The sequence below is a fragment of the Streptomyces sp. Y20 genome, from assembly GCF_043195475.1.
Classification (GTDB): domain Bacteria; phylum Actinomycetota; class Actinomycetes; order Streptomycetales; family Streptomycetaceae; genus Streptomyces.
The window spans coordinates 645,382-671,904 of sequence record NZ_JBIDDP010000003.1 but is presented as its reverse complement, the minus strand read 5'-3'; the positions used below and the strand labels follow the sequence as shown (position 1 = coordinate 671,904).

18 protein-coding genes, 1 tRNA gene and 1 riboswitch are annotated in these 26,523 nt (G+C 74.1%); of the genes, 10 read left to right on the top strand and 9 right to left on the bottom strand.

Annotation, left to right across the window (positions count from 1 at the left end):
- Window positions 1–378: 378 nt before the first annotated feature.
- Window positions 379–927: a MarR family winged helix-turn-helix transcriptional regulator gene (locus ACGFT1_RS11370; protein WP_373908738.1), complete on the bottom strand. Its 549-nt coding sequence runs from the start codon at window positions 925–927 to the stop codon at window positions 379–381.
- Between the two features lie 97 nt (window positions 928–1,024).
- Between ACGFT1_RS11370 and ACGFT1_RS11365 the strand changes: the two genes are divergently transcribed.
- Window positions 1,025–2,314 carry an MFS transporter gene (locus ACGFT1_RS11365; protein ID WP_373908737.1) on the top strand — a complete coding sequence of 430 codons (1,290 nt, stop codon included), beginning with the start codon at window positions 1,025–1,027 and terminating at the stop codon, window positions 2,312–2,314.
- Between the two features lie 68 nt (window positions 2,315–2,382).
- Here ACGFT1_RS11365 and ACGFT1_RS11360 read toward each other — a convergent pair whose 3' ends face one another.
- Window positions 2,383–4,029 carry a SpoIIE family protein phosphatase gene (locus ACGFT1_RS11360; protein ID WP_373908736.1) on the bottom strand — a complete coding sequence of 549 codons (1,647 nt, stop codon included), beginning with the start codon at window positions 4,027–4,029 and terminating at the stop codon, window positions 2,383–2,385.
- Between the two features lie 133 nt (window positions 4,030–4,162).
- The gene (locus ACGFT1_RS11355) at window positions 4,163–5,539 is read right to left on the bottom strand and encodes an NAD(P)/FAD-dependent oxidoreductase (RefSeq protein ID WP_373908735.1); all 1,377 of its coding nucleotides are present in this window, start codon (window positions 5,537–5,539) and stop codon (window positions 4,163–4,165) included.
- A gap of 379 nt (window positions 5,540–5,918) precedes the next feature.
- On the opposite strand from ACGFT1_RS11355, the gene ACGFT1_RS11350 reads away from it, so the two are divergent.
- A complete protein-coding gene (locus ACGFT1_RS11350) occupies window positions 5,919–6,764 on the top strand; it encodes a TetR/AcrR family transcriptional regulator (RefSeq protein WP_373908734.1) in 846 nt (281 codons plus the stop codon).
- Between the two features lie 260 nt (window positions 6,765–7,024).
- Window positions 7,025–8,959 carry a sigma-70 family RNA polymerase sigma factor gene (locus ACGFT1_RS11345; protein ID WP_373908769.1) on the top strand — a complete coding sequence of 645 codons (1,935 nt, stop codon included), beginning with the start codon at window positions 7,025–7,027 and terminating at the stop codon, window positions 8,957–8,959.
- Window positions 8,960–8,987: 28 nt separating this feature from the next.
- On the opposite strand, the gene ACGFT1_RS11340 is transcribed toward ACGFT1_RS11345, so the two are convergent.
- On the bottom strand, window positions 8,988–12,266 hold the full coding sequence (locus tag ACGFT1_RS11340; RefSeq protein ID WP_373908733.1) for a BTAD domain-containing putative transcriptional regulator: 3,279 nt from the start codon (window positions 12,264–12,266) through the stop codon (window positions 8,988–8,990).
- Window positions 12,267–12,592: 326 nt separating this feature from the next.
- Window positions 12,593–14,668, bottom strand: a complete 2,076-nt coding sequence (locus ACGFT1_RS11335) for an asparagine synthase-related protein (protein WP_373908732.1) — start codon at window positions 14,666–14,668, stop codon at window positions 12,593–12,595.
- Between the two features lie 726 nt (window positions 14,669–15,394).
- On the opposite strand from ACGFT1_RS11335, the gene ACGFT1_RS11330 reads away from it, so the two are divergent.
- The 4 genes from ACGFT1_RS11330 to ACGFT1_RS11315 all read left to right on the top strand — a co-directional run bounded on the left by ACGFT1_RS11330 (window position 15,395) and on the right by ACGFT1_RS11315 (window position 20,368).
- Window positions 15,395–16,819, top strand: coding sequence for an MFS transporter (locus ACGFT1_RS11330; RefSeq protein ID WP_356819349.1), 1,425 nt, complete (start codon window positions 15,395–15,397; stop codon window positions 16,817–16,819).
- Window positions 16,820–16,919: 100 nt separating this feature from the next.
- Window positions 16,920–18,131 (top strand): L-2-hydroxyglutarate oxidase, encoded by a 1,212-nt coding sequence (gene lhgO, locus ACGFT1_RS11325; protein ID WP_373908731.1) that lies wholly within the window; start codon window positions 16,920–16,922, stop codon window positions 18,129–18,131.
- A gap of 39 nt (window positions 18,132–18,170) precedes the next feature.
- On the top strand, window positions 18,171–18,995 hold the full coding sequence (gene trmB / locus ACGFT1_RS11320) for a tRNA (guanosine(46)-N7)-methyltransferase TrmB (RefSeq protein ID WP_373908730.1): 825 nt from the start codon (window positions 18,171–18,173) through the stop codon (window positions 18,993–18,995).
- A gap of 68 nt (window positions 18,996–19,063) precedes the next feature.
- Window positions 19,064–20,368 carry a PrsW family intramembrane metalloprotease gene (locus ACGFT1_RS11315; RefSeq protein ID WP_373908729.1) on the top strand — a complete coding sequence of 435 codons (1,305 nt, stop codon included), beginning with the start codon at window positions 19,064–19,066 and terminating at the stop codon, window positions 20,366–20,368.
- Window positions 20,369–20,413: 45 nt separating this feature from the next.
- Here ACGFT1_RS11315 and ACGFT1_RS11310 read toward each other — a convergent pair whose 3' ends face one another.
- Window positions 20,414–21,358, bottom strand: a complete 945-nt coding sequence (locus ACGFT1_RS11310) for an aldo/keto reductase (protein WP_373908768.1) — start codon at window positions 21,356–21,358, stop codon at window positions 20,414–20,416.
- 74 nt (window positions 21,359–21,432) lie between these two features.
- Window positions 21,433–22,497, bottom strand: coding sequence for a M23 family metallopeptidase (locus ACGFT1_RS11305; protein ID WP_373908728.1), 1,065 nt, complete (start codon window positions 22,495–22,497; stop codon window positions 21,433–21,435).
- Between the two features lie 9 nt (window positions 22,498–22,506).
- Window positions 22,507–22,674, bottom strand: a riboswitch (cyclic di-AMP (ydaO/yuaA leader).
- Window positions 22,675–22,971: 297 nt separating this feature from the next.
- Here ACGFT1_RS11305 and ACGFT1_RS11300 point away from each other — a divergent pair.
- Window positions 22,972–23,045, top strand: a tRNA-Met gene (locus tag ACGFT1_RS11300).
- A 43-nt stretch (window positions 23,046–23,088) separates the two neighbouring features.
- Here the strand turns inward: ACGFT1_RS11300 and ACGFT1_RS11295 are convergent.
- Entirely contained in the window at window positions 23,089–24,225 is a 1,137-nt protein-coding gene (locus ACGFT1_RS11295) for a dihydrofolate reductase family protein (RefSeq protein ID WP_373908727.1), read from the bottom strand.
- A gap of 77 nt (window positions 24,226–24,302) precedes the next feature.
- Between ACGFT1_RS11295 and ACGFT1_RS11290 the strand changes: the two genes are divergently transcribed.
- Both ACGFT1_RS11290 and ribA read left to right on the top strand, forming a co-directional pair.
- Complete coding sequence (locus tag ACGFT1_RS11290; RefSeq protein ID WP_373908726.1) at window positions 24,303–24,824, top strand: MarR family winged helix-turn-helix transcriptional regulator; 522 nt, start codon at window positions 24,303–24,305, stop codon at window positions 24,822–24,824.
- 125 nt (window positions 24,825–24,949) lie between these two features.
- Entirely contained in the window at window positions 24,950–25,666 is a 717-nt protein-coding gene (gene ribA / locus ACGFT1_RS11285) for a GTP cyclohydrolase II (protein WP_373908767.1), read from the top strand.
- A 108-nt stretch (window positions 25,667–25,774) separates the two neighbouring features.
- Here ribA and ACGFT1_RS11280 read toward each other — a convergent pair whose 3' ends face one another.
- A complete protein-coding gene (locus ACGFT1_RS11280) occupies window positions 25,775–26,503 on the bottom strand; it encodes an SDR family oxidoreductase (protein ID WP_373908725.1) in 729 nt (242 codons plus the stop codon).
- Window positions 26,504–26,523: the final 20 nt, after the last annotated feature.

Sequence of the window (26,523 nt, the reverse complement as noted above, 5' to 3'; positions counted from 1 at the left end):
TCCTCGGTGCTTTCCAGGTTCCCGCTTCCGCGTTTCCCTTTCCGGCGGTTCCGACTCTATCAGACCCTTTCGGTGTCTGACTCCCAGTCAGCGGGCTTGTCCTCCCGGCCGTTGGGCCGTTCCGACGTCTCAAACCTTAGCGGATCCGTCCGGCGATTCCCAATCGGACCGCCGGGTTCCTATTCGAATTGAATTCGAGCATGCCGAAATCAATCCGGTCAGGGGATCGTGCTGGTGTTTGAGGGTGCCGCTCTGGGCGGCTGAGGTGCCGTCGCAGAACCGTTACGGCTCTGCGGCAACCCGAAGAACTCTACGGATCGGACAAGGGCGTGTCAACACCCCGCTGTCAAGATCTTTTACGCCCGCTTCGGTGCCGACTCAGTCGAGGTCGCTGAGCCGGCCGCCGGCGTCCGGCTGGGCGTGTTCCACCCTGCGCAGGAGGCGGGTCAGGACCTCGCCGAGCACCGCGCGCTCCACGGGGGTGAGGTCCTGGAGCAGGTCCTCCTCGAACACGGTCGCCATGCGCATCGCCTCCAGCCACTTCTCGCGGCCGTCGGGCGTCAGCTCGACGATGACCCGGACGCGGTTGGACTCGTCGCGCTCCCGGGTGACCAGGCCCTCGGCGACCATGCGGTCGATCCGGTGGGTCATCGCGGCCGGCGTGAGGCCGAGCCCCTTGGCCAGTTCGCCGGGCCCCATGCGGTACGGGGCGCCGGAGAGGACGAGCGCCTTGAGGACCTCCCACTCGGCGTTGCTGATGCCGAGGGCGGCGGTCTGGCGGCCGTACGCGACGTTCATGCGGCGGTTCAGCCGGGAGAGCGCCGACACGATCTTCTCGACCTGGGGATCGAGGTCCTGGAACTCGCGCTGGTAGGCGGCGATCTGTTCTTCGAGTGTCGGCTCGGCGACGCCGGGAGTGTCGGCCATGAGCGCAGTATCGCACGCACCTGCTTTGCCTCGAAGTCCTTCGATGTGTACTCTTTAGCTTCGAAGTCTTCAGGTCTAACTAGTGGAAGAGGTGAACGTGACCAGGGCGATGGGCGCAGCGATGCGCCGGATCCACGTGGGCAACGCACTCAGCGCGTTCGGGCTCGGCTTCACCGTCCCCTACCTGTACGTCTATGTGGCGCAGGTGCGGGGACTGGGAGCCATGACAGCGGGACTGGTGCTCGCCGTCTTCGCCGTGGCCGCGCTGATCGTGCTGCCGTTCGCCGGCCGGGCGATCGTGCGGCGCGGCCCGCTGCCGGTCCTGGTCGCCGCGCTGGTGACCGCCGCCCTGGGCGCGCTGAGCCTCGGTCTCGCGGGCAGTGCGGCCACCGTGCTGCCTGCCGCGGCGGCGCTGGGCGCCGGACAGGCCGTGATGCAGCCGGCCCTGGCGACGATGATCGTGGACTGCTCGACGGCCGACACCCGCTCTCGGGCGTTCGCGACGCAGTTCTTCCTCCAGAACCTGGGGCTCGGCGTCGGCGGTCTCATCGGCGGCCACCTCGTCGACACCACCCGCGTGTCCTCGTTCACGCTGCTGTTCGCGATCGAGGCGGCCATGTTCCTGCTGCTGGTCGGCGTGGTGGCGACCGTGCGGATGCCGCATTCGCCGCGGATCGAGGACGCGCCCGCGCGGTCGGCGAAGGGCAGCTGGAAGCAGCTGCTCGGGAACCGGACGATGGTGCGGCTGTGCGTGCTGGGCTTCGTGCTGTTCTTCGCCTGCTACGGACAGTTCGAGTCGGGGCTGAGCGCGTACGGCGTCGAGGCCGCCGGGATATCCACCTCCGCTCTGGGGACGGCGCTGGCCGCGAACACCCTGATGATCGTGGTGGCCCAGTTCGCCGTGCTGAAGTTCGTGGAGCGGCGGCGCCGGTCCCGGGTGATCGCCGGGGTCGGGCTGATCTGGGCCGTCGCCTGGCTGGCCGCCGGGTACGCGGGGCTGGGCCACGGCAGCCAGGAGATGGCCACGGCCGCGTTCGTGTCGACGTACGCGCTGTTCGGTCTGGGCGAGGCGATGCTGTCGCCGACGGTCGCTCCGCTGGTCGCCGATCTGGCGCCGGAGGGCATGGCCGGGCAGTACAACTCGGCGTTCGCGCTGGTCAAGCAGCTGGCGTTGGCGGTCGGCCCGGCGGTGGGCGGCCCCCTGGGCGCCTCGCTGCCCGGGCCGTACGTCGTGACCTTCCTGCTCTTCTCGCTGGGGATCACCTATCTGGCGCTGCGGCTGGGGCGGCAGCTCACCGCCGTACAGGACCAGCCGTGGCTGGCGCGGACCAGCCGGGTGGTCACCCGCGGCGGGACGCCCGCGGAGCCGGTGGCCGCGGAGGCGTGAGGCCCGTGCCCGTCGCCGGCCCCCGCGGTGGCAGGCGACGCCGGGCGGGACCGGTGCCCGGCGGAGTCTCAGTGTTTGGGCAGCAGGAACTCGCACCACACCGCTTTGCCGCCGCCCGGCGTGCGGCGGGAGCCCCAGCTGGTGGCGATCGTCGCCACGATCGCGATGCCCCGGCCGGACTCGTCGCCGGGTTCGGCGCGGCGGCGCAGGGGCAGGTGGTCGTCGCCGTCGGTGACCTCCACGATGAGGCGGCGATCGGTGCGGCGGAGTCTGAGCCGCATGGGCGGGGTGCCGTGCTGGAGGCTGTTGGCGACCAGTTCGCTGGCGGCGAGGACACCGAGGTCGTGCAGCTCGGTGGGGAAGCGCCAGCTGGTGAGGACGCCCGAGGCGAAGGCACGCGCGCGGGGGGCCGCCTCGACACCGCCGAGGAGCTCCAGGGCCGCGTTGCGGAAGAGGTCGCCGTCGGGGCCCGTACGGGCGGGGTGCTGGAGGACGAGGACGGCCACGTCGTCGTCGTGGTCCGCGGTGACCCCGGCCGAGCGGACCAGGCGGTCGCAGACGACCTGCGGGGTGCCGGTGGCCCCGGCGAGGGCACCGGCGAGCGAGGCGATGCCCTCGTCCAGGTCGGCGTCCCGGCGCTCGACCAGGCCGTCCGTGTACAGGACGGCCGTGGCGCCGGGACCGAGGGCGATGGAGCCGGAGGAGTGCATCCAGCCGCCGGTGCCGAGGGGCGGTCCGGTGGGTTCGTCGGTGCGGGAGACGGTGCCGCTCTCGTCGCGGACCAGGATCGGCAGGTGGCCGGCGGAGGCGTAGACCAGGCGGCCCTCGTTGGGGTCGTGGACGGCGTAGCAGCACGTGGCGATCTGGTGGGGGTCGATCTCGGTCGCGAGGCCGTCCAGGAGCTGGAGCACCTCGTGCGGGGGCAGGTCCAGGCGGGCGTAGGCGCGAACAGCCGTGCGGAGCTGTCCCATGACGGCGGCCGCGCGCACCCCGCGGCCCATGACGTCGCCGATGACCAGGGCGGTACGGCCGCCGCCGAGGGTGATCACGTCGTACCAGTCGCCGCCGACCGCCGCCTCGGTGCCGCCGGGCTGGTAGGTGGCGGCGATGCGCAGGTCGTCGGGCTGGTCCAGTTCCTGCGGGAGCAGGGAGCGCTGGAGGGTGACGGCGGTCTCCCGCTGGCGGCGCTCGCTGGCACGCAGGCGTTCGGCGGCCTCGGCGTGGTCGGTGACGTCCGTGGCGAAGACCAGTACGCCCGCGCCGCGGGCGCCGTCCTCGGCGACGGGGGTGCAGGTGAAGGTGTACGAGCGGCCGTCGACGGCCTTGCGGGACTTCAGGGTGCGGGGTCTGCCGCTGCGCAGCACCTGGTCGAGCAGCGGGAGCAGCCCCAGTTCGGCGAGTTCGGGCAGGGCCTCGCGGGCGGGGGCGCAGGTGGGCCGGGTGCCGAAGGCGGCCGTGTAGGCGTCGTTGACGTAGGCGACGCGGTGCTCCGGGCCGTGGACGAGGGCGACGAGGGCCGGGACGCGGTCGAGCACCTCACGCGCGGGCAGTTCGTCGACCGCGGGCACCTGGGAGGTGCCGTCGGCGGACCGTTCGGCGCGGGCCGCGGGCACGGAGCCGTTTCCCCGCCGGTCCGGGGGGACCGCCGTCCGGGTCCGCGCGGCGGCGCGGCGCTGCGTTCCGGGGAGCCGGGCGCTCCAGCGCGTGAAGTTCACTTCGGGAAGGCCTCGTGGGTGCTGGGGCGGGCTGGTGGCCCGTCCGACGTCGTGGGGCAGTCTGGCAGGGAGCGGGCCGCGGCGAGTGACAACCGTCAGACGCCGGGCCGCGCCGTGGAGTTCCCGGGTCGGGTCAGGACGACCCCTTCGGGTCGTCGGGGGGGTCGTGGGGGAGCTTTCCACCGGCCGCCAGTTCGAACTCCGCTCGGGGATGTTCGACCGAGCCGAGCGAGACGATCTCGCGTTTGAAGAGTCCGGCGAGGGTCCATTCCGCGAGCACCCGGGCCTTGCGGTTGAAGGTGGGCACCCGGCTGAGGTGGTACACCCGGTGCATGAACCAGGCAGGGTAGCCCTTCAGCCGGCGTCCGTAGACCTGGGCGACACCCTTGTGCAGACCGAGGGAGGCGACCGAGCCGACGTACTTGTGCGCGTACGTCTCCAGGGGCTCGCCGCGCAGGGAGTGCACGATGTTGTCGCCGAGGGTGCGGGCCTGGCGGACCGCGTGCTGGGCGTTGGGGGCCGTCTCGGTGCCGGGTACGGCGGCCGTGACGTCGGGCACGGCGGCGGCGTCGCCCGCGGCCCAGGCGTGTTCCGTGCCGTCGACCGTCAGCCGGGCCGTGCACCTGAGCCGGCCGCGGTCGGTGCGCGGGAGGCCGGTGGCGGCGAGCAGCGGGTGCGGTCGGACGCCGGCGGTCCACACGACCGTACGGGTCGGGAAGCGCTGGCCGTCGCTGAGCACGGCGACGCGGCCGGCGCAGGACTCCAGGCGGGTGTCGAGCAGCACCTGGATGTTGCGGCGGCGCAGCTGGGTGACGGTGTAGCGGCCCATCTCCGCGCCGACCTCGGGGAGGATGCGGCCGGTGGCCTCCACGAGGATCCACCTCATGTCCTCGGGGCGGATGTTGTGGTAGTAGCGCGCGGCGTAGCGGGCCATGTCCTCCAGCTCGCCGAGCGCCTCCACGCCCGCGTAGCCGCCGCCGACGAACACGAAGGTCAGGGCGGCGTCGCGGATGGCGGGATCGCGGGTGGAGGAGGCAATGTCCATCTGTTCGATGACGTGGTTGCGCAGGCCGATGGCCTCCTCGACGGTCTTGAACCCGATGCCGTACTCCGCGAGGCCGGGGATGGGCGCAGTGCGGGAGACCGAGCCGGGGGCGAGCACGAGTTCGTCGTAGCGGAGGAGTTCCGCGGGTCCGCCCGCCTCCGCGGTGGCGAGCGTGGTGACGGTGGCGGTCCGGGTCGGGTGGTCGACGGACGCCACCTCGCCGACGATCACGTGACAGCGGTCCAGGACGCGGCGCAGCGGGACGACGACATGCCGCGGGGAGATCGAGCCCGCGGCGGCCTCCGGAAGGAACGGCTGGTACGTCATGTACGGGTCGGGAGTGACGACCGTGATGTCGACCTCGCCCCTCCGCAGCTCGCCCTTCAGCTTCCGCTGGAGGCGCAGGGCCGTGTACATCCCGACGTAGCCGCCGCCGACAACCAGAATGCGCGCACGTTCCTTCACCGTCCCATGACGCACCCGGCGCTGTCGTTTGTCCACAGCCCCGGCAATTTGTGTGACCGGCGGCGTGATGTGCGCGAGGTCGGCCGCGGTGTCCGTGCAGGACGAATCGGGGCAGGTCAGCGGGGGCGGGCGACAGTGCACGAAGGGGCGCAATCGGGGCGTACGTGTCCCGTACTCCGATCGGGGGGCGCTCCGTGCGGAACCTGCCCCTTCTGAATTGACTGTCTCTCAACTATGTTCGTGTGTCGACGGGGTGTAGGGACTGTGGTCGAACGGGTCCGCGACGGGCGGGTCCGGTCGGGACCGATGCCATATCCGCGCACTTCGCATTCAGTGGCGGGGAGTCTCCGGGGGGAGACGTCATTACCGGGGGAAACACATGCATGTTCAGGACACTCATTGGGCATCTACGGCCACCGTCACGCCCGGTGGCCAGGCGATGACCGCGGCGAGGGGCAACGGGCGCGCGGACGGGGCGCGTACGGCACCGCTGCGGGTGGACGCACAGCGCAATCTGGAGCACGTGCTGCGCGCGGCGCGCGAGGTGTTCGGCGAGCTGGGCTACGGCGCGCCGATGGAGGACGTGGCGCGGCGCGCGCGGGTCGGGGTCGGCACGGTGTACCGGCGCTTCCCGAGCAAGGACGTGCTGGTCCGGCGGATCGCTCAGGAGGAGACGGCACGGCTGACCGAGCAGGCGCGGACCGCGCTCGGACAGGAGGACGAACCGTGGTCGGCTCTGTCGCGGTTCCTGCGCACCTCCGTGGCGTCGGGGGCCGGGCGGCTGCTCCCGCCGCAGGTCCTGCGAGTCGGCTCCGGCGGTCCGGCCGGGCCGGAGGCGTCGGGTGGGCCGGCCGGCCCGGTGGGGATCGCCCCGCCGGCCGGCGGGGTCGCTTCGATCCCCGCGGTCGCCCCGGTCGCCTTGGCCGAGGAGCCCCGGGTGCCTCAGCAGCGGGTGCAGTCCGGCGGTGGTGAGCTGCGGCTGGTGGCGGACGAGATCTCGCTGACGGCCGACGACACCGGGGCCGGGGCGCTGCTCGAAGTGGTCGGGCAGCTGGTGGAGCGGGCGCGGGCGGCGGGTGAGCTGCGGAGGGACGTCTCCGTGGGCGACGTGCTGCTGGTGATCGCCACGGCGGCGCCGTCACTGCCGGACGCGGCACAGCAGGCGGCGGCGTCCGCGCGGCTGCTGGACATCCTGCTGGAGGGGCTGCGGTCCCGGCCGGCGTGACGTCGGGCCGCTCATTCGGTCCTGCCGTCCGCGGGATGCCGTCTGCCCTCCGCACCCGTACGGCTGTCACGGTCGTACGGGTGCGGGTGTCTTGCGCGGGGCCGCCGTCGCCGTGGGTGCCGCGGGGGTGTTCGAGTGGGACGGGAGGAAGTCCCCCCGGATGAGTGGATGGGCTCTGTGACGGGGTCTCCGGACCGGCGCGCTGTGGCACTCTGAGCCGGTGACGGGTTGGGCTGGGCCGGTGTCGGGGGCTGTCCGTGGTGGGCGTTGACGGGTGGGGCGAGTCACGCGGTGGCGACGGGGACCAGGAAGCGCGCGGTCTGACCTCACCTCACGTACCGAACCAGGGCGGCCGCCCCGCTGCCGTCGGCGGCCAGGGGGATGAGAGTGTGCCGGCCCGGCGCGGGGGGAGCGTCCTGCCGCCGCCCCGGCGCACACCCCCCGCCGACGGCGAGCTGATCGAACGGATGCGCGCCGGGGACGACTCGGCATACGCGGAGCTGTACCGGCGGCACGCCGGCGCGGTACGGCGGTACGCGCGCGGCTGCTGCCGGGACGCGTACACCGCCGAGGACCTCACCGCCGAGGTGTTCGCGGGGATGCTGCAAGCGGTGCGGGGCGGTTCGGGTCCGGAACACGCCGTACGTGCTTATCTGCTGACGTCCGTGCGGCGCGTCGCCGCGCACTGGACCCGGTCGGCCCGGCGCGAGCAGCTCGTCGACGACTTCGCCGTCTTCGCCCGGCAGGCCGCAGGGGCCACGGAGGTACCCGGCGACGGCACCGTCGCGCTCGGCGCCGATGTGCGCGCCCTGCACGAGGCCGAGCAGTCCATGGCCATGCGGGCCTTCCGTTCGCTGCCCGAACGCTGGCAGGCCGTGCTGTGGCACACCGAGGTGGAGGACGAGTCCCCCGGCGAGGTCGCCGTGCTGTTCGGCCTGGACGCCAACGGCACCCGGGTGCTTGCCAGCCGCGCCCGGGAAGGGCTGAAGCAGGCCTATCTCCAGGCCCATGTCAGCGACGCCCTCGCCCAGGACGAGCAGTGCGCCCGCTACGCCGACCAGCTCGGCACGTACGCCCGCCGCAAGCTGCGTGTCCGCGCCGAGCGCGGTCTGCGCAAGCACCTGGCCGAGTGCGCCAGGTGCCGGCTGGCGGCGGCGCAGATCGAGGAGGTGGCCGGCGGTATCCCGGGTGTCGTACCGGTCGCGGTCATCGGCTGGTTCGGGGCCGCCGGGTACGCCAAGGCCCTCGGGATCGTGGCCGGCAGCGCCGGGGCCGGGGCCGCCGGTGGCGCCGCCGCGGCAACCGGGTCGTCCGGCGGGGCGGGCGGCGGGGCCGCGGCCTCGGAGGGGCTCGGGGCGCCGGTGAAGGCGGGCATCGCGGCCGGTGTCGTCGCGGTGACCGCCGCGGCGGTGGCGCTGGCTCTGGTGAACGACGGCCATCCGGCGAAGGAGGCCGCACGGCCGCGGCCGGCCGCGCCGATCGTGCGGTCGAAGACCCCGGCGCCCGCGGCGCCGGCCCGGCCGGCGGGGCCGGCACGGTCGGCACGTCCAGCGCGGCCGGCACAACTGGCCCAGGCGGCTCATCCGGTGAAGCGGAAGCCGGCGCCCGCGACCGTGGCCGTCGCCCCGGAGCCGACGGCGCCACCGCCCCCGTCACCGGCCCCGGATCCCCGGCCCGCACCGACGCCCACCCGCTCACCGAGCCCGGCGCCCACCCCGCCCCGCACGCCCGGCCCGGCTCCCGCACCACCGCCGGCGCCCGCCGTCTACCGGCTGAGCGAGCTGCGCTACGACCTCGACGGCGACGGCACCCGGCCGGAGATCGCCCTGGGCGGCAGCAGCTGGGTGTGGCAGCGGTACGGCATGTCGGCCGGCGGCAGCCGGTACGCGCACGGGGTGACCGTGTCCGGCCGGTCCTCCGTCACCGTCACCCTCAACCGCCGGTGCACCGCCTACGACGCGCTGGCCGGCGTCGACGACCTCACCCTCGGCCTCGGCAGGGTCTCGTTCTCCGTCTACGCCGACGGGGCCCGGCTCTGGCGATCCGCCACGGTCGAGGGCCGCGACCGGGCCGTCCCCGTCCATGTGGACCTCACAGGCCGCCGGACCGTACGGCTCGTGGTGGAGCCGTATCGCACCGCCTTCGACCGGGCGGCGCTCGCGGACTGGGCGGAGTCCCGGTTCACCTGCCGTTAGACCGTGTGGGCCCGGGCGTGCCCCCGCGTCACTCGACGGCCGCCGGGGCGCCCAGCTCGCGCAGGACGTCCGCGACACCGAGGGACGCGCCCCGGGCGCTCTCGGCCGCGTAACGGTCGGCCGGAAGGGCGGCGCGGGCGCCGGCGCGCACCCGGGCGGCGTCGCCGCGCTCCGGCTCGGGCCGCCGGCGGCCGTCCCGCCAGTGGTCCGCGGCGGCGAACAGCCGAATGGCTCCCGGCAGATCGCCGTGCCGGGCCAGCAGGCCGGCGGCGACGTCCACCAGCCCGGCCGTGATCGACTCGCCGCACCCCTGCTCCGCGGCCTCGCGCAGGGCTGCCACCACGACCGGCAGGGCATGCTCCGGACCCGACTCGTCGGCCGTGACCAGCACCTCGACCGTGCGCTGGGCCGCCACGAACTGCGGGGGCGGGGTACTGCCCCGCACGGCCGCGCACACCGCCTCGTACAGCTCGCGGGCGCGGCCGGTACAGCCGTCCTGCAGGGCGAGGTGGGCGCGCAGCAGCAGGACGAAGGCGCGTGACTCCGGCACCGTGTACCGGTCGGCGGCCGTTTCCGCCTCGTCCAGGGCGGCGAGCGCGGCCTTCCGGTCGCCGGAGCGGTAGGAGATCTCGGCGAGGCGGGCCAGCAGGAACGGGGACTCCGCGTACGCGCCGACCTCGTAGGCGAGCCGCAGGGCCTCCTCGTACTCGGCGCGTGCCTCGTCGAACCGGCCGCGGGCCATGGCCGTCTCGCCGGCCGCGCCGCACACCTGGGCCCGCATCCAGCGGTCACCGACGCGCCGGCTGAGCTGCCGCAGCTCGGCCAGGTCCTCGTCGACGCCCTCGAGGTTGCCCGGCGAGTCGACGGTCACGTGGGTGCGGAACATCAGGGCGACCCCGACCTCCCAGGGACCGCCGTGGCGGCGGCAGTTGGCGACGGCCTGGGTCAGGTCCGGGCGGACGTCGGCCGGGCCGCCCAGGTAGTGGGCGGTCAGCGGCCAGACCAGGCCCGGGAGCCGGGCCGCGCGCGGGCCGCCCGGTTCGTAGGCGGCGCGCACGCGCGCGATGTACTGCGGGGCCCGGTCGTCGGCGGTGAGGCTTTCCGTCCCCGAGTCGGAGGTCAGGAACAGGTCGAGCATGCGCAGGTCCGTCCGCAGCTCGTGCAGCGGATGCCCGGCCTCGCCGTCCGGGGCGGCGAGGAAGGCGCCCACCGGATCGGCCGACTCGGTGAGCGCCATCAGGTCGCCCTTCGGCGCGCCCGCGGACACGGCGTCCAGGGCGACGCCCAGGCGGAGGACCAGCCGTACCCACGCCACGGCCTCCTGGCGGTGGTTGCGCAGCCACCAGAACCAGCCGATGGCCAGGACGACGGCACCCGCTCCGGCCTCGTCGCCCGCGCGCACCGCGCGGTCCAGGGCCGCACGGACGTTGTCGAGCTCGGTCTCCAGCCGGGAGATCCACGGCAGCTGGGCCGCCGACCGCAGTCGCGGCTCCGCCTCCTCCACCAGCTCCCGCACCCACGCACGGTGGCGTCGCTCGGCCGCCGCGCGCAGGCCGGGGACCTCGGCGGCACGCTCGGTGGCGTACTCGTGGATGGTCTCCAGCATGCGGTAGCGCATGCCGGAGGCGGCGCCGTCGGGGCCGTGCGGGGCCGCCACCACCAGGGATTTGTCGACCAGCGCACCCATCAGCTCCGCCACCGGGCCGGTGCACACGGCCTCGGCCGCGGCGAGGTCCCAGCCGCCGGCGAACACCGACACCTCGCGCAGGACCGTCCGTTCCCCTTCGTCCAGCAGGTCCCAGGACCAGTCGACGACCGCGCGCAGGGTCTGCTGGCGGGGCAGGACCGTGCGGCTGCCGGCGGTGAGCAGGCGGAAGCGGTCGTCCAGCCGGTCGGCGATCTGGCGCGGGGTCAGCAGCCTGAGCCGGGCCGCGGCCAGCTCGATGGCGAGCGGCAGCCCGTCCAGGCGGCGGCAGATCTCCGTCACGGCCGCGGTGTCGCCGAGCACGGCGCCGGCGTCGGGGCGGACGGCCTTCGCGCGCTCGGCGAAGAGGTGGTGCGCCTGCTCCGGGGCCAGCGGCTCGACCGGGCGCACCGACTCGCCGGGGACGCCCAGGGGTTCACGGCTGGTCGCGAGGATCGTGAGGCCGGGGCAGTGGGTGAGGAGGGTCTCGGCGAGGGTGGCCGCCGCGCCGATGACGTGCTCGCAGTTGTCGAGGACCAGGAGTTGGCTGCGCGGGGCGCAGTACTCGACCAGCAGGGCCGTGGGGTCGGCCTGCGGGGTCGCCAGTTCGTTGCCCAGCAGCACGGTCTCGCGTATACCGAGGGCGCTGACCACCGCGTCGGGCACCGCCTCCGGCCGGTCGAGCGGGGCCAGCTCGGCCATCCGGGCCGAGGGGAACGCGGTGGCGGCCTCCTCGGCGAGGCGGGTCTTACCGGAGCCGCCCGGTCCGGTGAGCGTGACCAGGCGGGCCCTGCGCACATCCGACCGAATGGCCGCCAGCTCCCGTTCCCGGCCGACGAAGGACGTCAGACGGGGACGGAGATTGCCGGTGCGCCCGGGAGGCGGGGCGCGGTGCGGTACCTCCGGGTGCGGTCGGTCCGCCGGGTTCTCCTGTCGCAGCAACGCGGTGTGGAGGGCGCGCAGTTCCGGGCCGGGGTCGGTGCCCAGGGTGGCGGCGAGGGTGCGGCGGACGGATTCGTAGGCGGCGAGGGCGTCGGCCGGACGGCCCGCGTCCCGCAGGGCGCGGATGAGGAGGGCGTGCAGGGATTCGTCGTACGGGTGCGCCGTGGCCAGTTCCCTCAGCTCCGGTACGGCCTCCCGGGCGCGCCCGAGGGCGAGCGCGGCGGCGGCGCGGGCGCGGGCCGCGTCCAGGCGGAGGGCGTCCGGGCGGGTGGCGGCGGTGCGGTCGGGGAGGTCCGCGAGAGCCGGGCCGTGCCAGAGGGCGAGGGCCTCGGTGAGCGTGCGGTGGGCGGTGGCCGGATCGCCGGCGGCGAGTGCGTCGGTGCCGGCGCGGGTGAGCCGCTCGAAGACGTGGAGGTCCACGTCGTCCTCGGCCGCTTCCAGCCGGTAGCCGCCGGGCGCGGAGGTGACGGCGTCCCTGCCGAGGGTACGGCGGAGGCGGCCGACGAGCGCCTGGAGGGCGGCGGGGGCGTCCTGGGGCGGGTCGTCCGCCCAGATCTCGCCGATGAGGGTGCCGGGAGTGGTGGTGCGGCCGGGACGCAGGGCGAGGGCGGCGAGGAGCGTACGGAGTCGTGGGCCGCCGATGGGCAGGGGGGTGCCTTGATCGTCCGTTGCTCGGGTCACGCCCAGGATTCCGTACCGCACCGGGTCATTGTCGCGGGGAGGCGGCAGCTGAGGCACGGGGGTTTTCCCGACGGGCGGGTCGCCGCCACCGGAGGGGGCCGGCCCACTGGCCCCTGCGACGGGGCCCCGGCATTGTCCCCGGGCGGGGGCCGGGGCACCCACCCGCGCTCGCGGGGCACCGCCGCGCCCACCAGTGCCGCCCCGGCGGAACGACCGCCCGCCACGACGGTGCGGACACCGACTCCCCAGGGGCACGGGGAACCGCGCGACCAGCCCCCGCGACCCGCAGCCGCACGACCGCCACACCGACCCAGGGCCCGGGACGCTCACACCCCCGGTGTCAGGGCCCCCCGCCTCGGCTGGATCCCGGAGGGTACCGCCCGGGAGCGGGAGGGCGTGCCCGTCCAGCACGTGCCGCGGCGGGCGAGCAGGCGGTGGAGCCAGAGTTCGAGGGAGACGAGGCCGGCGAGTCCGTCGAGGGGCAGGGGGTCGCCGGCCGCGGCGGTGCGCAGGGCCTTGCGGACGACGCGGGCCTCGACCAGCCCGGCGTCGGCCAGGAGGGGGCTGGAGAAGAGGTCCACGAGGGAGTCGGCGGCGACGCGGAGACCCGCGCGGGCGGCTGCCGCCGAAGACCCGTGGGAGGGGGTGCCCCAGCCGGGCGGGAGGTCGGTGACGCCGGAGCCCGCCAGGACCGTACGGAGGATGGCGGTCCGCGCGCCGGGCTGGACGCGCAGGGCTTCGGGGAGGGCGCGGCAGGCGCGGACGACCTGGTTGTCGAGGAACGGCGCGTGCAGTCGCTGGGAGCGGATCTCCGCGGCCTGCTCCAGCACGCGGAGATCGGCGGCGTGCCGGGCGAGCGCCGCACGCGCGCGGTAGTCGCCGGGCCGCTGTGCGCCGGTCCCGGAGCGGTCGGCCTCCGCCTGGAGCAGAACCGATACTTCAGCCAGCGCCTCACCCGTCAGCCAGCGGGCGGCCGGCCCCGGTCCGGCCCAGGTCAGCGCGGCGAGCGACGCGCCGACGGCGCCCTTGGGCTCGTCGAAGCGGCGCCGCATCAGCCGCTCGGCCAGCGCCTCCAGGCCCGCCCGGTAGGGGGTGCGGGCGAGCCGCCGGGCCGCGCCGTACACGCGCGCGGGGACCATCACCGAGCCGTCGGCCCGGGCGAGCGCGGCGACCGGCCGGACCAGGTTGCGCCGCCGGCGGTCCATCAGGAGGTCGGCGAGGCGGGCGGGGTGGGCGTCCAGGACCTGGCGGGCGCCGTGGCCGGTGAAGTGGTCGGCGCTGCCCGCGGCGAGCCGGGCGCGGTGCCGGGCGGCCAGCACCAGGGAGGGGCCGGGTTCGTCGGTCAGGGGGCCGTCGAGGCCGGCGTACGGCAGGGTCTCCTCGCCGCCTGCGACCACGACGTGGTGCAGGCGGGGGTTGGCGGCGAGGGCGCCGGCGCGCTGGAGTTCGGCCTCGCGGCCGGCCACGGCGAGGTCGTTGAAGGTGACGGCGAGGAGCCGTTCGCCCGCGCCCGTGCCGTGGCCGAGGAGCGTGCCGGGTCTGCCGGGCAGCCCGGCGGCCAGCAGTGCCAGGGTGCCGGAGGCGGGCCCGCCGGACAGGTCGGCGCCGATGCCGGGCACCGGCATCCCGCGCGCGGCCCGGCGCTCGGCGGGTCCCATGCCGGGCACCGGTCCGGGGTCGAGGTCGGGCACGTGCCGGGGTGCGGAGAGCCGGGTGCGGACGGCCTCCACGAGGGCGTCCCGTACGGCGTCCACGGCGCGGTCGGGGTCGGCCGCGGGCGCGGCCACGGCGAGGGAGGCGACCGGCTCGTACCCGGCGATCTCGCGCGCTCCGGCGCGCAGCACCAGCGCGTGTCCCGGTGGGATGCGCCGTACGCCCTCGTACGGGGTGGTGTCGCGCAGCGCGGCCGGTACGTCGGGGGCGGCGAGCAGGGCGGCGAGGTGGGTGAAGTCGAGGTTGGCCTCGATGAGGTCGGCGAGGGGCAGGGCGGCCGTGGCGTAGGCCGTACCGCCGGCCCAGGGGGTGTGGAACACGGGCCGGGCGCCGGCGAGGTCACCGCAGACGGTGATGCGGCGGCCGGCCTGGACGACGGCCGTGTAGCTGCCGGGCCAGCCGGTCAGATGGCGCAGGGCGCCCCCGCGCGCGGTGACCAGGCCGCGCCGCAGTTCCTCGTCGGTGGCGCCGCAGATGCCGAGGACGGCGATGCGGTGCTGCGGGTCGGCGTGCACCACGCGGACCTCGTCCGGGCGCCAGTCGCCGACGGCCCACAGCGGGTCCGGGTCGCCCCACAGGAGCTGTGATCCGACCGGGCGCAGGGTTTCGCCGTCGTATCCGGTGGCGCCCGCGGTGCCGCTCCCGGCGGTGCCCGCGGCGGTGCTGCTCCACCCCACCAACCACCGCATCGACGCCTCCACACGCTGTGGACAACCAGTGCACCGTACGAACCGGATCCCCATGCTGCCATGAAGAACGCGCCGGGGTGGGGCGGCGGCGCCGCCTTGGACCGGGGGAAGTCCGTGGCACGTGCCAGGGGAGTTGGCCGGTGGCCCGGGCGGGTGAGGGGATCTTGTTCCGGGCGGTGCCCGACGGGTGCGGCGCGAATGCGCCCCCAGTGCGCGCCCCCAAACCGCCCCCCGCGCCCTCAAGTTACGTGGTGGGAGCGGAAATCCGAGGTCCGGAACGGGGGGCGGTTTTCGGCCAATTACGCGGAGCGGCAACGCATATGAGCACGCTCCGTACAGGCCTGCGGAGCGCGAGGCGGCGCGCGCGCAACGCACAGTCCGGGAGGCGGGCATCGCCTCCCGGACCGGTCCGCCACCCGCGGGGATGAAGGCGGCGGTGTCCCCCAGCCCACTGGATCCAGTACAGCGGGCCGACCCACGCGGAAGCCATGGAACCGCTCCCCCGGTGGCCGGAGAAGAGCGCACGGACGGGCGCACGGCCACATGCGCGGGGGCACGCGACGGCGGGCCGTGCACGGTGCGTACAGGACCGTACTGCCGTACGGACCACAATCCCGCCATCCGGAAGAATGCCCCTTAACGCTTGGGATGCGGCGAACTACGCTGGGTTTACGAATGCCGCGCGGTTATGCCATCGCGGCAGCCGTCTGTGTCGAGGGGTGGCGCATGTCCAGGGAGCAACGCGGGCCGAACGAAAAACTCGGCGCCGTTCTCGCCCTCGCGGGAATCAGCAACGCAGGACTCGCGCGGCGCGTCAACGACCTCGGCGCCCAGCGCGGGTTGACGCTTCGCTACGACAAGACGTCGGTGGCGCGCTGGGTGTCGAAGGGCATGGTGCCGCAGGGCGCGGCACCCCACCTCATCGCCGCCGCGATCGGGCAGAAACTCGGCCGCCCGGTGCCGCTGCACGAGATAGGCCTGGCGGACGCGGACCCCGCGCCCGAGGTGGGCCTCGCCTTCCCCAGGGACGTGGGACAGGCGGTGAAGTCGGCGACGGAGCTGTACCGCCTCGACCTCGCCGGCCGCCGGTCCGGCGCCGGCGGCATCTGGCAGTCGCTCGCCGGGTCGTTCGCGGTCAGCGCGTACGCGACGCCCGCCTCACGATGGCTGATAACCCCCGCCGACAGCTCGGTCGCGCGCGAGACGGCTTCCGCCGAGGAATCGGGCGCACCGATCAAAGTCGGCCACAGCGATGTGCAGAAGCTGCGGGAAGCCGCGGAGGACGCCAGGCGCTGGGACTCCAAATACGGAGGCGGCGACTGGCGTTCGTCCATGGTGCCGGAGTGCCTGCGGGTGGAGGCGGCGCCGCTGCTGCTCGGCTCCTACTCCGACGAGGTCGGCCGCGCCCTGTTCGGCGCCTCCGCCGAACTCACCCGGCTCGCCGGCTGGATGGCCTTCGACACCGGCCAGCAGGAGGCCGCCCAGCGGTACTACATCCAGGCGCTGCGCCTCGCGCGCGCGGCGGCCGACGTCCCCCTGGGCGGATACGTCCTCGCCTCCATGTCGCTGCAGGCCACCTACCGGGGTTTCGGCGACGAGGGCGTGGATCTCGCGCAGGCGGCCCTGGAGCGCAACCGGGGGCTGGCGACCGCCCGCACCATGAGCTTCTTCCGGCTGATCGAGGCGCGGGCCCACGCGCGCGCGGGGGACGCGCAGGCGGCGGGCGCGGCGCTGAAGGCCGCCGAGGGGTGGCTGGAGCGGTCCAGGGAGGGCGACAACGACCCCTCCTGGCTCGGCTTCTACGGATACGACCGGTTCGCCGCCGACGCCGCCGAGTGCTACCGCGACCTGAAGGCGCCGCGGCAGGTGCGGCGGTTCACCGAGCAGGCGCTGTCGAAGCCGACGGAGGAGTTCGTGCGCTCGCACGGGCTGCGGCTCGTCGTCTCGGCGGTGGCCGAACTGGAGTCGGGCAATCTCGACGCCGCCTGCGAGCAGGGGGTGCGGGCCGTGGAGGTGGCCGGACGGATCTCCTCCGCCCGCACCACCGAGTACGTGAAGGACCTGCTGCACCGCCTGGAGCCGTACGGGGACGAGCCGCGGGTGGTGGAGCTGCGGGAGCGGGCCCGGCCGCTGCTGGTCACGCCGGCGTAGCGGCACCGCGGCGTCCGCTGCCGGTGACGCCCCGGGACGCCGGCAACCGGCCGGCGTTTGAAGCCACTGTCAGTGGCGCAGTGCACTATCGAAGGCGGAGGTGGTGCAGGTGCGGGCCGGGGCGTACGACTGCGATGTGCTCGTGATCGGTGGCGGGATCGTCGGGCTGTCGACGGCGTACGCGATCACGCGCACCGCACCGGGTACGCGCGTGACGGTGCTGGAGAAGGAGCCCGGCCCGGCGCGGCACCAGACGGGGCGCAACAGCGGCGTCATCCACAGCGGGATCTACTACCGCCCCGGCTCCCTGAAGGCGCGGTACGCGGTGCGGGGTGCCGCCGAGATGGTGAAGTTCTGCGCCGAGTACGGCATCGCGCACGCCGTCACCGGCAAGCTGATCGTCGCGACCGAGCGCGAGGAGCTGCCGCGGCTGCACGCGCTGGTGCAGCGGGGCCGCGAGAACGGCATCCCGGTGCGCGAGCTGGGAGCCGCGCAGATCAGCGAGTACGAGCCGGAGGTGCGCGGTCTCGCCGCCATACACGTGGGGACGACCGGGGTGTGCGACTTCGTGGGCGTCGCGCGCGAGCTGGCGCGGGCGTCCGGGGCGCGGGTCCGGTACGGCGCGAGGGTCGTGCGGGTGGACCGCCGGCCGGAGCGCGGCGTGGCCGTGCTCACCGCGGCCGGGGACGTCGTCCGCGCGCGCGTGCTGGTGAACTGCGCCGGGCTGCACTGCGACGAGGTGGCCCGCCTCACCGGGGACGAGCCCGGGGTGCGGATCGTGCCGTTCCGCGGGGAGTACTACGAGCTGGCGCGGCCGGAGCTGGTGCGGGGACTGGTGTATCCGGTGCCGGATCCGGCGTTCCCGTTCCTCGGTGTGCATCTGACGCGCGGGATCGACGGGAGTGTGCACATCGGGCCGAACGCGGTCCCGGCGCTGGCCCGCGAGGGGTACGGCTGGGGAGTCGTACGGCCCCGGGAGCTGGCCGGGACGCTCGCGTGGCCGGGGTCGTGGGCGATCGCCCGGCGGCACTGGCGGTACGGGGCGGGCGAGCTGCGGCGGTCGGTGTCCAGGAGAGCGTTCCTTCAGGCCGTGCGAAGACTGCTGCCCGGCGTGGAGGCCGGCGATCTGGTGCGGGCCCCCGCCGGGGTGCGGGCCCAGGCGGTGCTGCGGGACGGGACGCTGGTGGACGACTTCCTCATCGAGGAGGGGCCGCGGACCGTGCACGTGCTCAACGCGCCGTCCCCCGCGGCCACCGCGTCCCTGCCCATCGGCAGGGAGGTCGGACGCCGGGCGCTGGGCCTGCTCGCGTAGGAGGGCGGCCTCGTGGGGCGCCGTAAAATCGGTCGTACTGTGTCTGACTCCCTGAACACCCCCGATGCCCCGCCCTCGGCACCGCACGATCCCGGTGTGTCCGTCCGGCACACCCGCACCCGGGGCGAGCCGCGGTTCCCGGACGGGCCCAGGGCCGACCCCGCCGGCTCCCATTTCGAACGGCGGATCCGGAGCTTCCAGCCGCGGCGCAGCCGGGTGACGGCCGGGCAGGCCGACGCCCTCCAGCGGCTGTGGCCCACATGGGGGCTGGACATCGACGGGCAGCGGGTGATCGACCTCGGCGAGCTGTTCGGGAACGACCGCCCCGTGGTCCTGGAGATCGGGTTCGGGATGGGCGAGGCGACCGCGCGGATGGCCGCGGCCGACCCGGGCACCAACATCCTGGCCGTGGACGTGCACACCCCGGGGCAGGGCAACCTGCTCAATCTGGCGGAGCGCGACCGGCTGTCCAACGTCCGGGTGGGCAACGGCGACGCGATCATCCTGCTCCGGGAGATGCTGCGCCCCGACGCGCTGGACGGGCTGCGCGTCTACTTCCCCGATCCCTGGCCCAAGAAGCGGCACCACAAGCGGCGCCTCATCCAGCCCGAGTTCCTCACCCTGGCCGCGGCCCGGCTGAAGCCCGGCGCGATCGTGCACTGCGCGACCGACTGGGAGCCGTACGCCGAACAGATGCTCGAGGTGCTCGGCGCGCACCCCGACTTCGAGAACACGCGGGCAGAGGGCGGTTTCGCCCCGCGCCCCGAGTTCCGGCCGCTGACCCGTTTCGAGGGACAGGGCCTGGACAAGGGTCATGTGGTGAACGACCTGCTGTTCCGGCGCGTACCGCACCGGGAGCGATGAGTCCGGCCCCGCGCCCGGACCGGTAATCCGCTCCTGCCCCTCGTCCCGCCACCGTTAGGGTCGATGCCGTGGCCACCAGTCCCCCGTTCCCGACGTATCCCCCGCGCCCCGGCGACGGTGTGCTCCGCCATCCGCACTGGTGGCAGCGCAGGTGGGTGCGGTACGGGGCGCTGAGCACGCTGCTGGCGCTGTCGGGGCTGGTCATCCTGGCGCTCGTGCGGCGCCAGACCGGCACGGAGGGCTTCGTCGTGGGGCTCGGGCTGGCCGTGCTGCCCGTGCCCTGGCTGCTGGCCGCGTTCCGGTGGCTGGACCGGGTGGAGCCGGGGCCCTGGCGGAACCTGGTCTTCGCCTTCGCCTGGGGAGCGTGCGCGGCGGCGCTGATAGCCATCGTCGCCAACAGCTTCGCCACCCGGTGGATCGCCACCTCGACCGCGGACCCGGCCGGCGCGGACACCCTCGGCGCCACCGTGATAGCGCCGATCGTCGAGGAGTCCGCGAAGGCCGCGGCCGTCCTGCTGGTCTTCCTCTTCCGCAGACGCCATTTCACCGGGCTCGTGGACGGTGTGGTGATAGCGGGGATCACCGCCACCGGCTTCGCGTTCACCGAGAACATCCTCTACCTCGGCACGGCCTTCGGGACCGACCAGCTCACCGGTGGCCACGGCATCGCCTCCGTCACCGCCGCGACCTTCTTCGTGCGCATCGTGATGTCGCCGTTCGCGCACCCCCTGTTCACGGTCCTGACCGGCATCGGTTTCGGCGTCGCCGCTCGCTCCGGCGAGCGGCAGCGCGTGCGGCGGGTCCTGCTGCCGGTCTGCGGACTGCTGCTCGCGATGAGCATGCACGCCTTCTGGAACGGCTCCTCCACGTTCGGCCGGTACGGGTTCTTCGCCGTCTACGCCGCCTTCATGCTGCCCGCGTTCGCGCTGCTGACCTGGCTCGCGATCTGGACCCGGCAGCGGGAGCTGCGGACGGTGCGCGCGGAGCTCCCCGTGTACGTACTGGCCGGATGGCTGGGTCCGGGCGAGCCGTTCGCGCTCGGTTCGATGCGGGCCCGGCGGATGGCCCGGGACTACGCCCGGCACCACCTCGGCCGGCCGGCGGCGCGGGAGGTGGCGCGCTACGAGGCGTACGCGACCTCGCTGGCGTTCCTGCGGCACCGGGGGCGGCGCGGGCGGGCCGGGGCCGACTTCGCCGTACGGGAGCGGGAGCTGCTGGACGAGCTGTGGCGGCGCAGGGAAGGGGCACGCCCGGCACTGGAGTACGCGGCACGGGCCGCCACGCCGGCCCGCCCGGTGCACGCGGGCCCCGTGCCGTACGGGCACGGCGCCCCGGCGGGCGCCTACCCGGCCTGCAACCCGTACCGGACGTAGACGCACGGGACGGCTGGGGGAGATCGGCCGGGGCGGGACGGGCGGTTACGCGGAGGCCGTGGTCAGGGTGGCCAGCTCGTCGTCCGTGAGCGTCAGGTCCGCCACGCCCAGTAGCGCCGGGAGCTGCTCCACCGTGCGTGCCGAGGCGATCGGGGCCGTGACGGTCGGCTGGGCGGCCAGCCAGGCCAGGGCGACCGTGGCGACCGGGACCTCGTGGGCGGCGGCGATGTCGTCCAGGGCCGCCAGGACCCGCCGGCCGCCCTCGGAGTCCGCGTACTTCCGGGCCGTACCGGCGCGGGCGCTGTCGACGGTCGTACCGGGGCGGTACTTGCCGGTGAGGAAGCCCGACGCGAGGGAGAAGTAGGGGACGGCGGCCAGGTTCTCGCGGGCGGCGAGGTCCTGGAGCGGGCCCTCGTACGTGTCGCGGGAGACCAGGTTGTAGTGGGGCTGGAGGGCGACGTAGCGGGCCAGTCCCTCGCGGTCGGAGTGGTCGAGGGAGGCCCGGAGGCGCTCGGAGCTGATGTTGGAGGCGGCGATGTGCCGGACCTTGCCGGCCTTCACCAGCTCGTCCAGTGCGCCGATGATCTCCTCCACCGGCACCTCGGGCTGGTCGAAGTGGGTGTAGTAGAGGTCGATGCGGTCGGTGTCCAGGCGGCGCAGCGAGGCGTCGGCGGCGGCCTTGATGTTCGCCGCGGCCAGGCCCCGGTACTCGGGGTGCTGGCTGACCTTGGTGGCGATGACGACGTCGTCGCGGTTGCCGCGGGCCTTGACCCACTTGCCGATGATCGTCTCCGACTCGCCGCCCTGGTTGCCCTCGATCCAGGCGGAGTAGGAGTCGGCGGTGTCGATGAAGTTGCCGCCCGCGGCCGTGTAGGCGTCCAGGACGGCGAAGGACGCCTGCTCGTCGGCGGTCCAGCCGAAGACGTTGCCGCCGAGGGCGAGCGGGAAGACCCGGAGGTCGGAGGAGCCGAGTGTGCGTGGTGATGTCAGTGAGGTCATACGTCACTACAACGCTGGCGGCGATGATCACAATCCGCCGCCGGCACCAAGTTCCCGCAAAACCGTCAGGGGGTGAGGCCCTTGCCCCGCAGCCACGCCATCGGGTCGATGGCGGCGGCCTGGCCGCCGGGGTGGACCTCCAGGTGCAGGTGCGGGCCGGTGACGTTGCCGGTGGCGCCCACCCGGCCGATGACCTCGCCGGTGGTGACCTTCTGGCCGGCCGTGACGTTGATCGAGGACTGGTGGCAGAACCACAGCTCGGTGCCGTCGTCGAGGGTGAGGATCGTGCGGTAGCCGTAGGAGCCGGCCCAGCCCGCCTCGGTGATCGTGCCGCCGTGGATGGCCTTGATGAGGGTGCCGGTGGGGGCGGCGAAGTCCAGGCCGGTGTGGTGGCCGGAGGACCACATCGAGCCGGCCTGGCCGAACGTCGAGGTGATCGTGTACGAGGAGGTGGGCAGCGTGTACTGACCGGCCAGCTTCGCCAGCTCGGCCTGCCGCTCCTCCTCGGCCGCCTTCGCGGCCTTCTGGTCCGCCTCCTTCGCGGCGGCGGCCTCCGCCGCGCCCTTGGCCTCGGCCGCCTTCGCGGCGGCCTCCTTCTCGGCCTGGGCGGCGGCGTCCGCGCTCTGCTTCTCGGCGGCGGCGAGGGCGACGGCCGTGGCCTTGTTGTCGGCCTGCCCCTGCTGCTGCTCGGCCTGGGCCATGATCCGGCTGCGCAGGGCCTCGCCCGCGCCGGCGCCCTGCTGGTCGTCGGCGGAGGCCGCGCCGACGCTGCTGAGCGCGGTCGTGGCGGTCTGCGGGGCCTCGGTGGCGGTGTCGCCGAAGAAGGAGCCGACGGAGGGCAGGTCCGGCAGGGAGATGGAGACCGGCGGCTTACCGGTGTTGGCGCTGGCCATGCCGCCCGCTCCGACCGCGGCCATCACGCCGACACCGAGGACGGTGGAGCTGCGGGCGAAGCCGCCGCGCTGCTTGGCGACCCGGTGCCGGCCGCGGACCGGGGCGACGGAGTCCTCGGTGGGGTTCCACTCCTCCCAGGGGCCCTCGCCGGCTCGGTAGGCGTCGTAGCCGAAGGTCTCGGTCTCGCGCTGAGCCGGCACGAACGGGGTCTCGGGGGCAGGCCGGTTGGACGCCACGCGGGCGCGCTCCTTTCCTTCCGCCGCCTACCGGGTTAGCTGACGGGTTCGGAGCGGGAAGGTCTCCTACGCGCGTATACCGGTCGTGGACCGTGTGAGCTCCACGTCGGCGTTCGCGAGATTCACCCCAGGGTGGTGGTTCCCCGGTTCCCTTGCGGGATTCGGCGCGTGCGCGCGGAGCCGTCGCTGGTGACGGCTGGGACGACCGCGCTGCGTTATCGAACGTTAATAGACCCGCCAGTCACTTTCCAAGCCGTTCGTCTAGATCATTACCGTTCAAACCTGGGGATTTACCGGTCATGGCGTCTGCAATGAGGGCGAGTTGGCCGACGTACAGGAGTCACTCGCGGCTTTGATGGTGACTCGGCCGCTATCGCACAGCGCCCGCCCGGTCACGGTCCGTCACTATCACCGGGGGCCGCGGAACCGATGTGCGTCGCACCCCGTGGATGGCGTACAGTAGAGACACAACGACGCGGGGTGGAGCAGCTCGGTAGCTCGCTGGGCTCATAACCCAGAGGTCGCAGGTTCAAATCCTGTCCCCGCTACGGAAACTCAGGGCCGGAATCCATTGGATTCCGGCCCTGAGTGCTATCCGGCGAGCAGGTGCCCGTTCGGCGCCTTGGCGAGGGACTCCAGCTCCGGCAGTACGACTACCCGGGCGCCCGCGCCGGTCAGCACACCCGAGCCGTCGGCCGCCGCGACGAACGTGTCGGGCTCCCGCCACGCCGTGACCACCCTGCGCACCCCGGACCGCAGGATCAGCTCGGCGCAGGGGGCGGGCCGGGAGGCGCGGCGGGCGCAGGGTTCCAGGCTGCTGTAGACCGTGGCGCCGGGCAGGCGCGGATCGGCCGGGTCGGTCTTCGCGAGGGCCGCCTCCTCCGCGTGGACCATCGGGTCGGCGCCCTCGCGGGAGTGGCCGCGGGCCAGCTCCGTACCGTCCGCGGCGACCACGACCGCGCCGACACTGAACGCCGTCCGGGAGGGCGGGCACAGGGCGGCGAGTTCGCAGGCGGTGCGCAGCCAGTGGCGGTCGGCCGGATTGGGGACCGGGCCGGCGCCGGGGGCCGTGGGCTCGTAGCGCATGAGGACGACGTCCTCGATGCGGCGGGTCTCGGTCAGGCGCAGGCGTCCGCCCTGGTAGGCGCCGGGACCGAACAGGCGCGGGGCCGCGGGGTCGCCGACGAGGCGCGGGGCGAGGACCAGCTGGAGTTCGTCGGCGAGGTCCTGCTGGAGCAGCTGGGTGTGGACCTGGCCGCCGCCCTCGACCATCAGTCGCTCGACGCCCCGCACGTCGTGCAGATGCTCCAGCAGGACCCGCCAGTCCAGGACGGGACCGAGCGGCACGACGTCGGCGGTGCCGCCGAGGAGACGCGCGGCCCGGCCGGCGCCCGCGTCGGTGGTGCAGACGAGCTTGTCGCCGCCGGTGTGCCAGAAATGGGCGCCCGGGTCGAGGTCGCCGGAGGCGGTGACGGTCACCTTCAGCGGGTACGCCGGCCGGCCCGCCGCGACCCGGGCCGCGCGCCGCTCGGCGGAGTTGACCAGCAGACGGGGGTTGTCGGCGCGGATCGTGCCGGCGCCGATCAGGATGGCGTCGACGGAGGCCCGTACCGCGTCGACCCGGTCGAAGTCGGCCGGGCCGGACAGCAGGAGCCGCTCGGGGCCGGTGTCGTCCAGGTAGCCGTCGAGGGAGACGGCGGCGGACAGCAGTACGTACGGCAGGGGCATCGGCGTACTCCCTCGCGGCGGCCCGGTGGACCGGCCGAAGTCTTGGTTAAAATTTGGAACAAATCTACACTGGTGGCATGACGACCCGCTGGCTCACTCCGCAGGAGCAGCGCGCCTGGCGCGCCTACCTCGCCGCGTCCCGGCTGCTGGAGGACGCGATCGACCGGCAGCTCCAGCAGGAGGGGGGCATGCCCCATCTGTTCTACTCCGTGCTGGCCAACCTCTCCGAGGCCCCCGGCCGGCGGCTGCGCATGACCGATCTCGCCGAGACGCTGAAGATCACGCGGAGCAGGCTGACCTACGGGGTGACCCGGCTGGAACGGGACGGCCTGGTGCGCCGGGAGACCTGCGGCCAGGACCGGCGCAGCTCGCTCGCGGTGCTGACGGACGAGGGGGCGGCCGTACTGGAGCGTACGGCGCCGGGGCACGTCGAGACGGTGCGCACCACACTGTTCGACCGGCTGACCCCCGAGCAGGTGGGGCAGCTCGAGGAGATCTGCGCGGGGATCGCGCGCGGCCTCCAGGGGGAGGACGGCGGTGGCGGCGCCGCGGCGGAGGACGTGCCGTGGCGCCGACGGTCATCGCCCTGCTCCGGCTGACGCGTCACGCGCCACTCCTTGAACTCTGAAGCAGAACTCCAGGACATCGGATAGGGTCCGGAACCGGATCTGCTTCAAATCTGAAGCAGATGGCAGACATGAAGCACCTCCCGGAGACCCCACGCATGCCCGACATCCCCGCCGCCACCCCGCGAGCCCGCGTCCGGGTACCGCTGCGCTTCGCCGACGGCTACGGCGCGGACGCCGAACTCGTCACCTTCCACGGTCTCGCCGACGGCCAGGAGCACATCGCCGTCGTCCTCGGCGACCCCGGCCCGGTCCCGCTGGTGCGCCTGCACTCCGAGTGCCTCACCGGCGACGTCTTCGGCTCGGCCCGCTGCGACTGCGGCGCCCAGCTGCGCGAGGCGGTCGAGCGCATCGCCAGCCGCGGCGGCATCCTGCTCTACCTCCGCCAGGAGGGCCGCGGCATCGGCCTCTCCAACAAGCTCGACGCCTACGCCCTCCAGGACCGGGGCCTCGACACCTACGAGGCGAACACCGCCCTCGGTCTCCCCGAGGACGCCCGGGACTACACGGCCGCCGCGCAGATGCTCACCGCCCTCGGCGTCGGCGAGCTCGACCTGCTGTCCAACAACCCCGACAAGGCCGGACAGTTGCGCGCCCTGGGCGTGGCCGTACGGGACCGGGTGCCGACCGGCGTCTTCCCCACGGACCACAACGTCCGCTACCTCCGCGCGAAGGTCCTCCACACCCAGCACACCCTGCCCCTGGCCGAACTGCCGGAACTGACCGGGCCGAGCGGGGTGACGGGGGTGAACGGCGGGGCAGCCGGCGCGCGAGCAGCGGACCGTAGCCCGGAGAGCGCGAGCCTCTCCACCTGACCGGGGATCGGGGGCCGCGGCCGGATCCCCCTCCGGCTCAAGCCGCCGTCCGGCGAGCGCGACGAAATGACTGCCGCGCTGAGACGAGACACGCAGGAGGCGGCGGTGTCAGGAGAGCCAGTCGGCGTAGCGGGTGGCGGCGAGGTGGGCGTCCTTGTCGGTGAGGACGTCGCCCTTGACGACGGCGAACATACCGGCGGTGGGGTCGGTGACGACGGTACGGTGGTCGCCCTTGTGGGACAGGGTGATCCGGCCCAGCTCGTCCAGGGTGAAGATGTCAGGGCCGGCAATGTTGCGGATGCCGTTCAGCGGGGCGCCCGCGGCTACCTCCGCCACCGCGGCGGCCACGTCCTTGGAAGCGATCGGCTGGATCGGCGTGGCGGGCAGCCGGACGGTGTCGCCGTCGGTGGTCCAGGACAGGACGGCGTCCATGAACTCCATGAACTGCGTCGCCCGGACGATCGAGTAGGGGATCGACCCTGCGGCGAGGAGGCTCTCCTGGAGCGCCTTGGCCCGGTAGTAGTCCAGCTCCGGCACCTGGTCCGTGCCGACGATCGAGAGAATGACGAAGTGGCCGGCGCCACCCTTGCGGGCCGAGGCCAGAAGGTTGTCCATCGAGGTCTGGAAGAAGGCCGGGGAGGCCTCGTCGAAGGTCGGGGAGTTCGTCAGGTTGACGACGACGGCGGCGCCCGCCACCGCCTCGTCCAGCCCCTGGCCGCTGATGACGTCGGCACCGGTGGACTTCGAGTGCGGTACGGCCTCGTGCCCGGCGGCGGTCAGGTTCTTGACGACCTGTGACCCGATCAGTCCGGTACCGCCGATGACTGCGATCTTCATGGCATGCCTTTCGTGGGTTA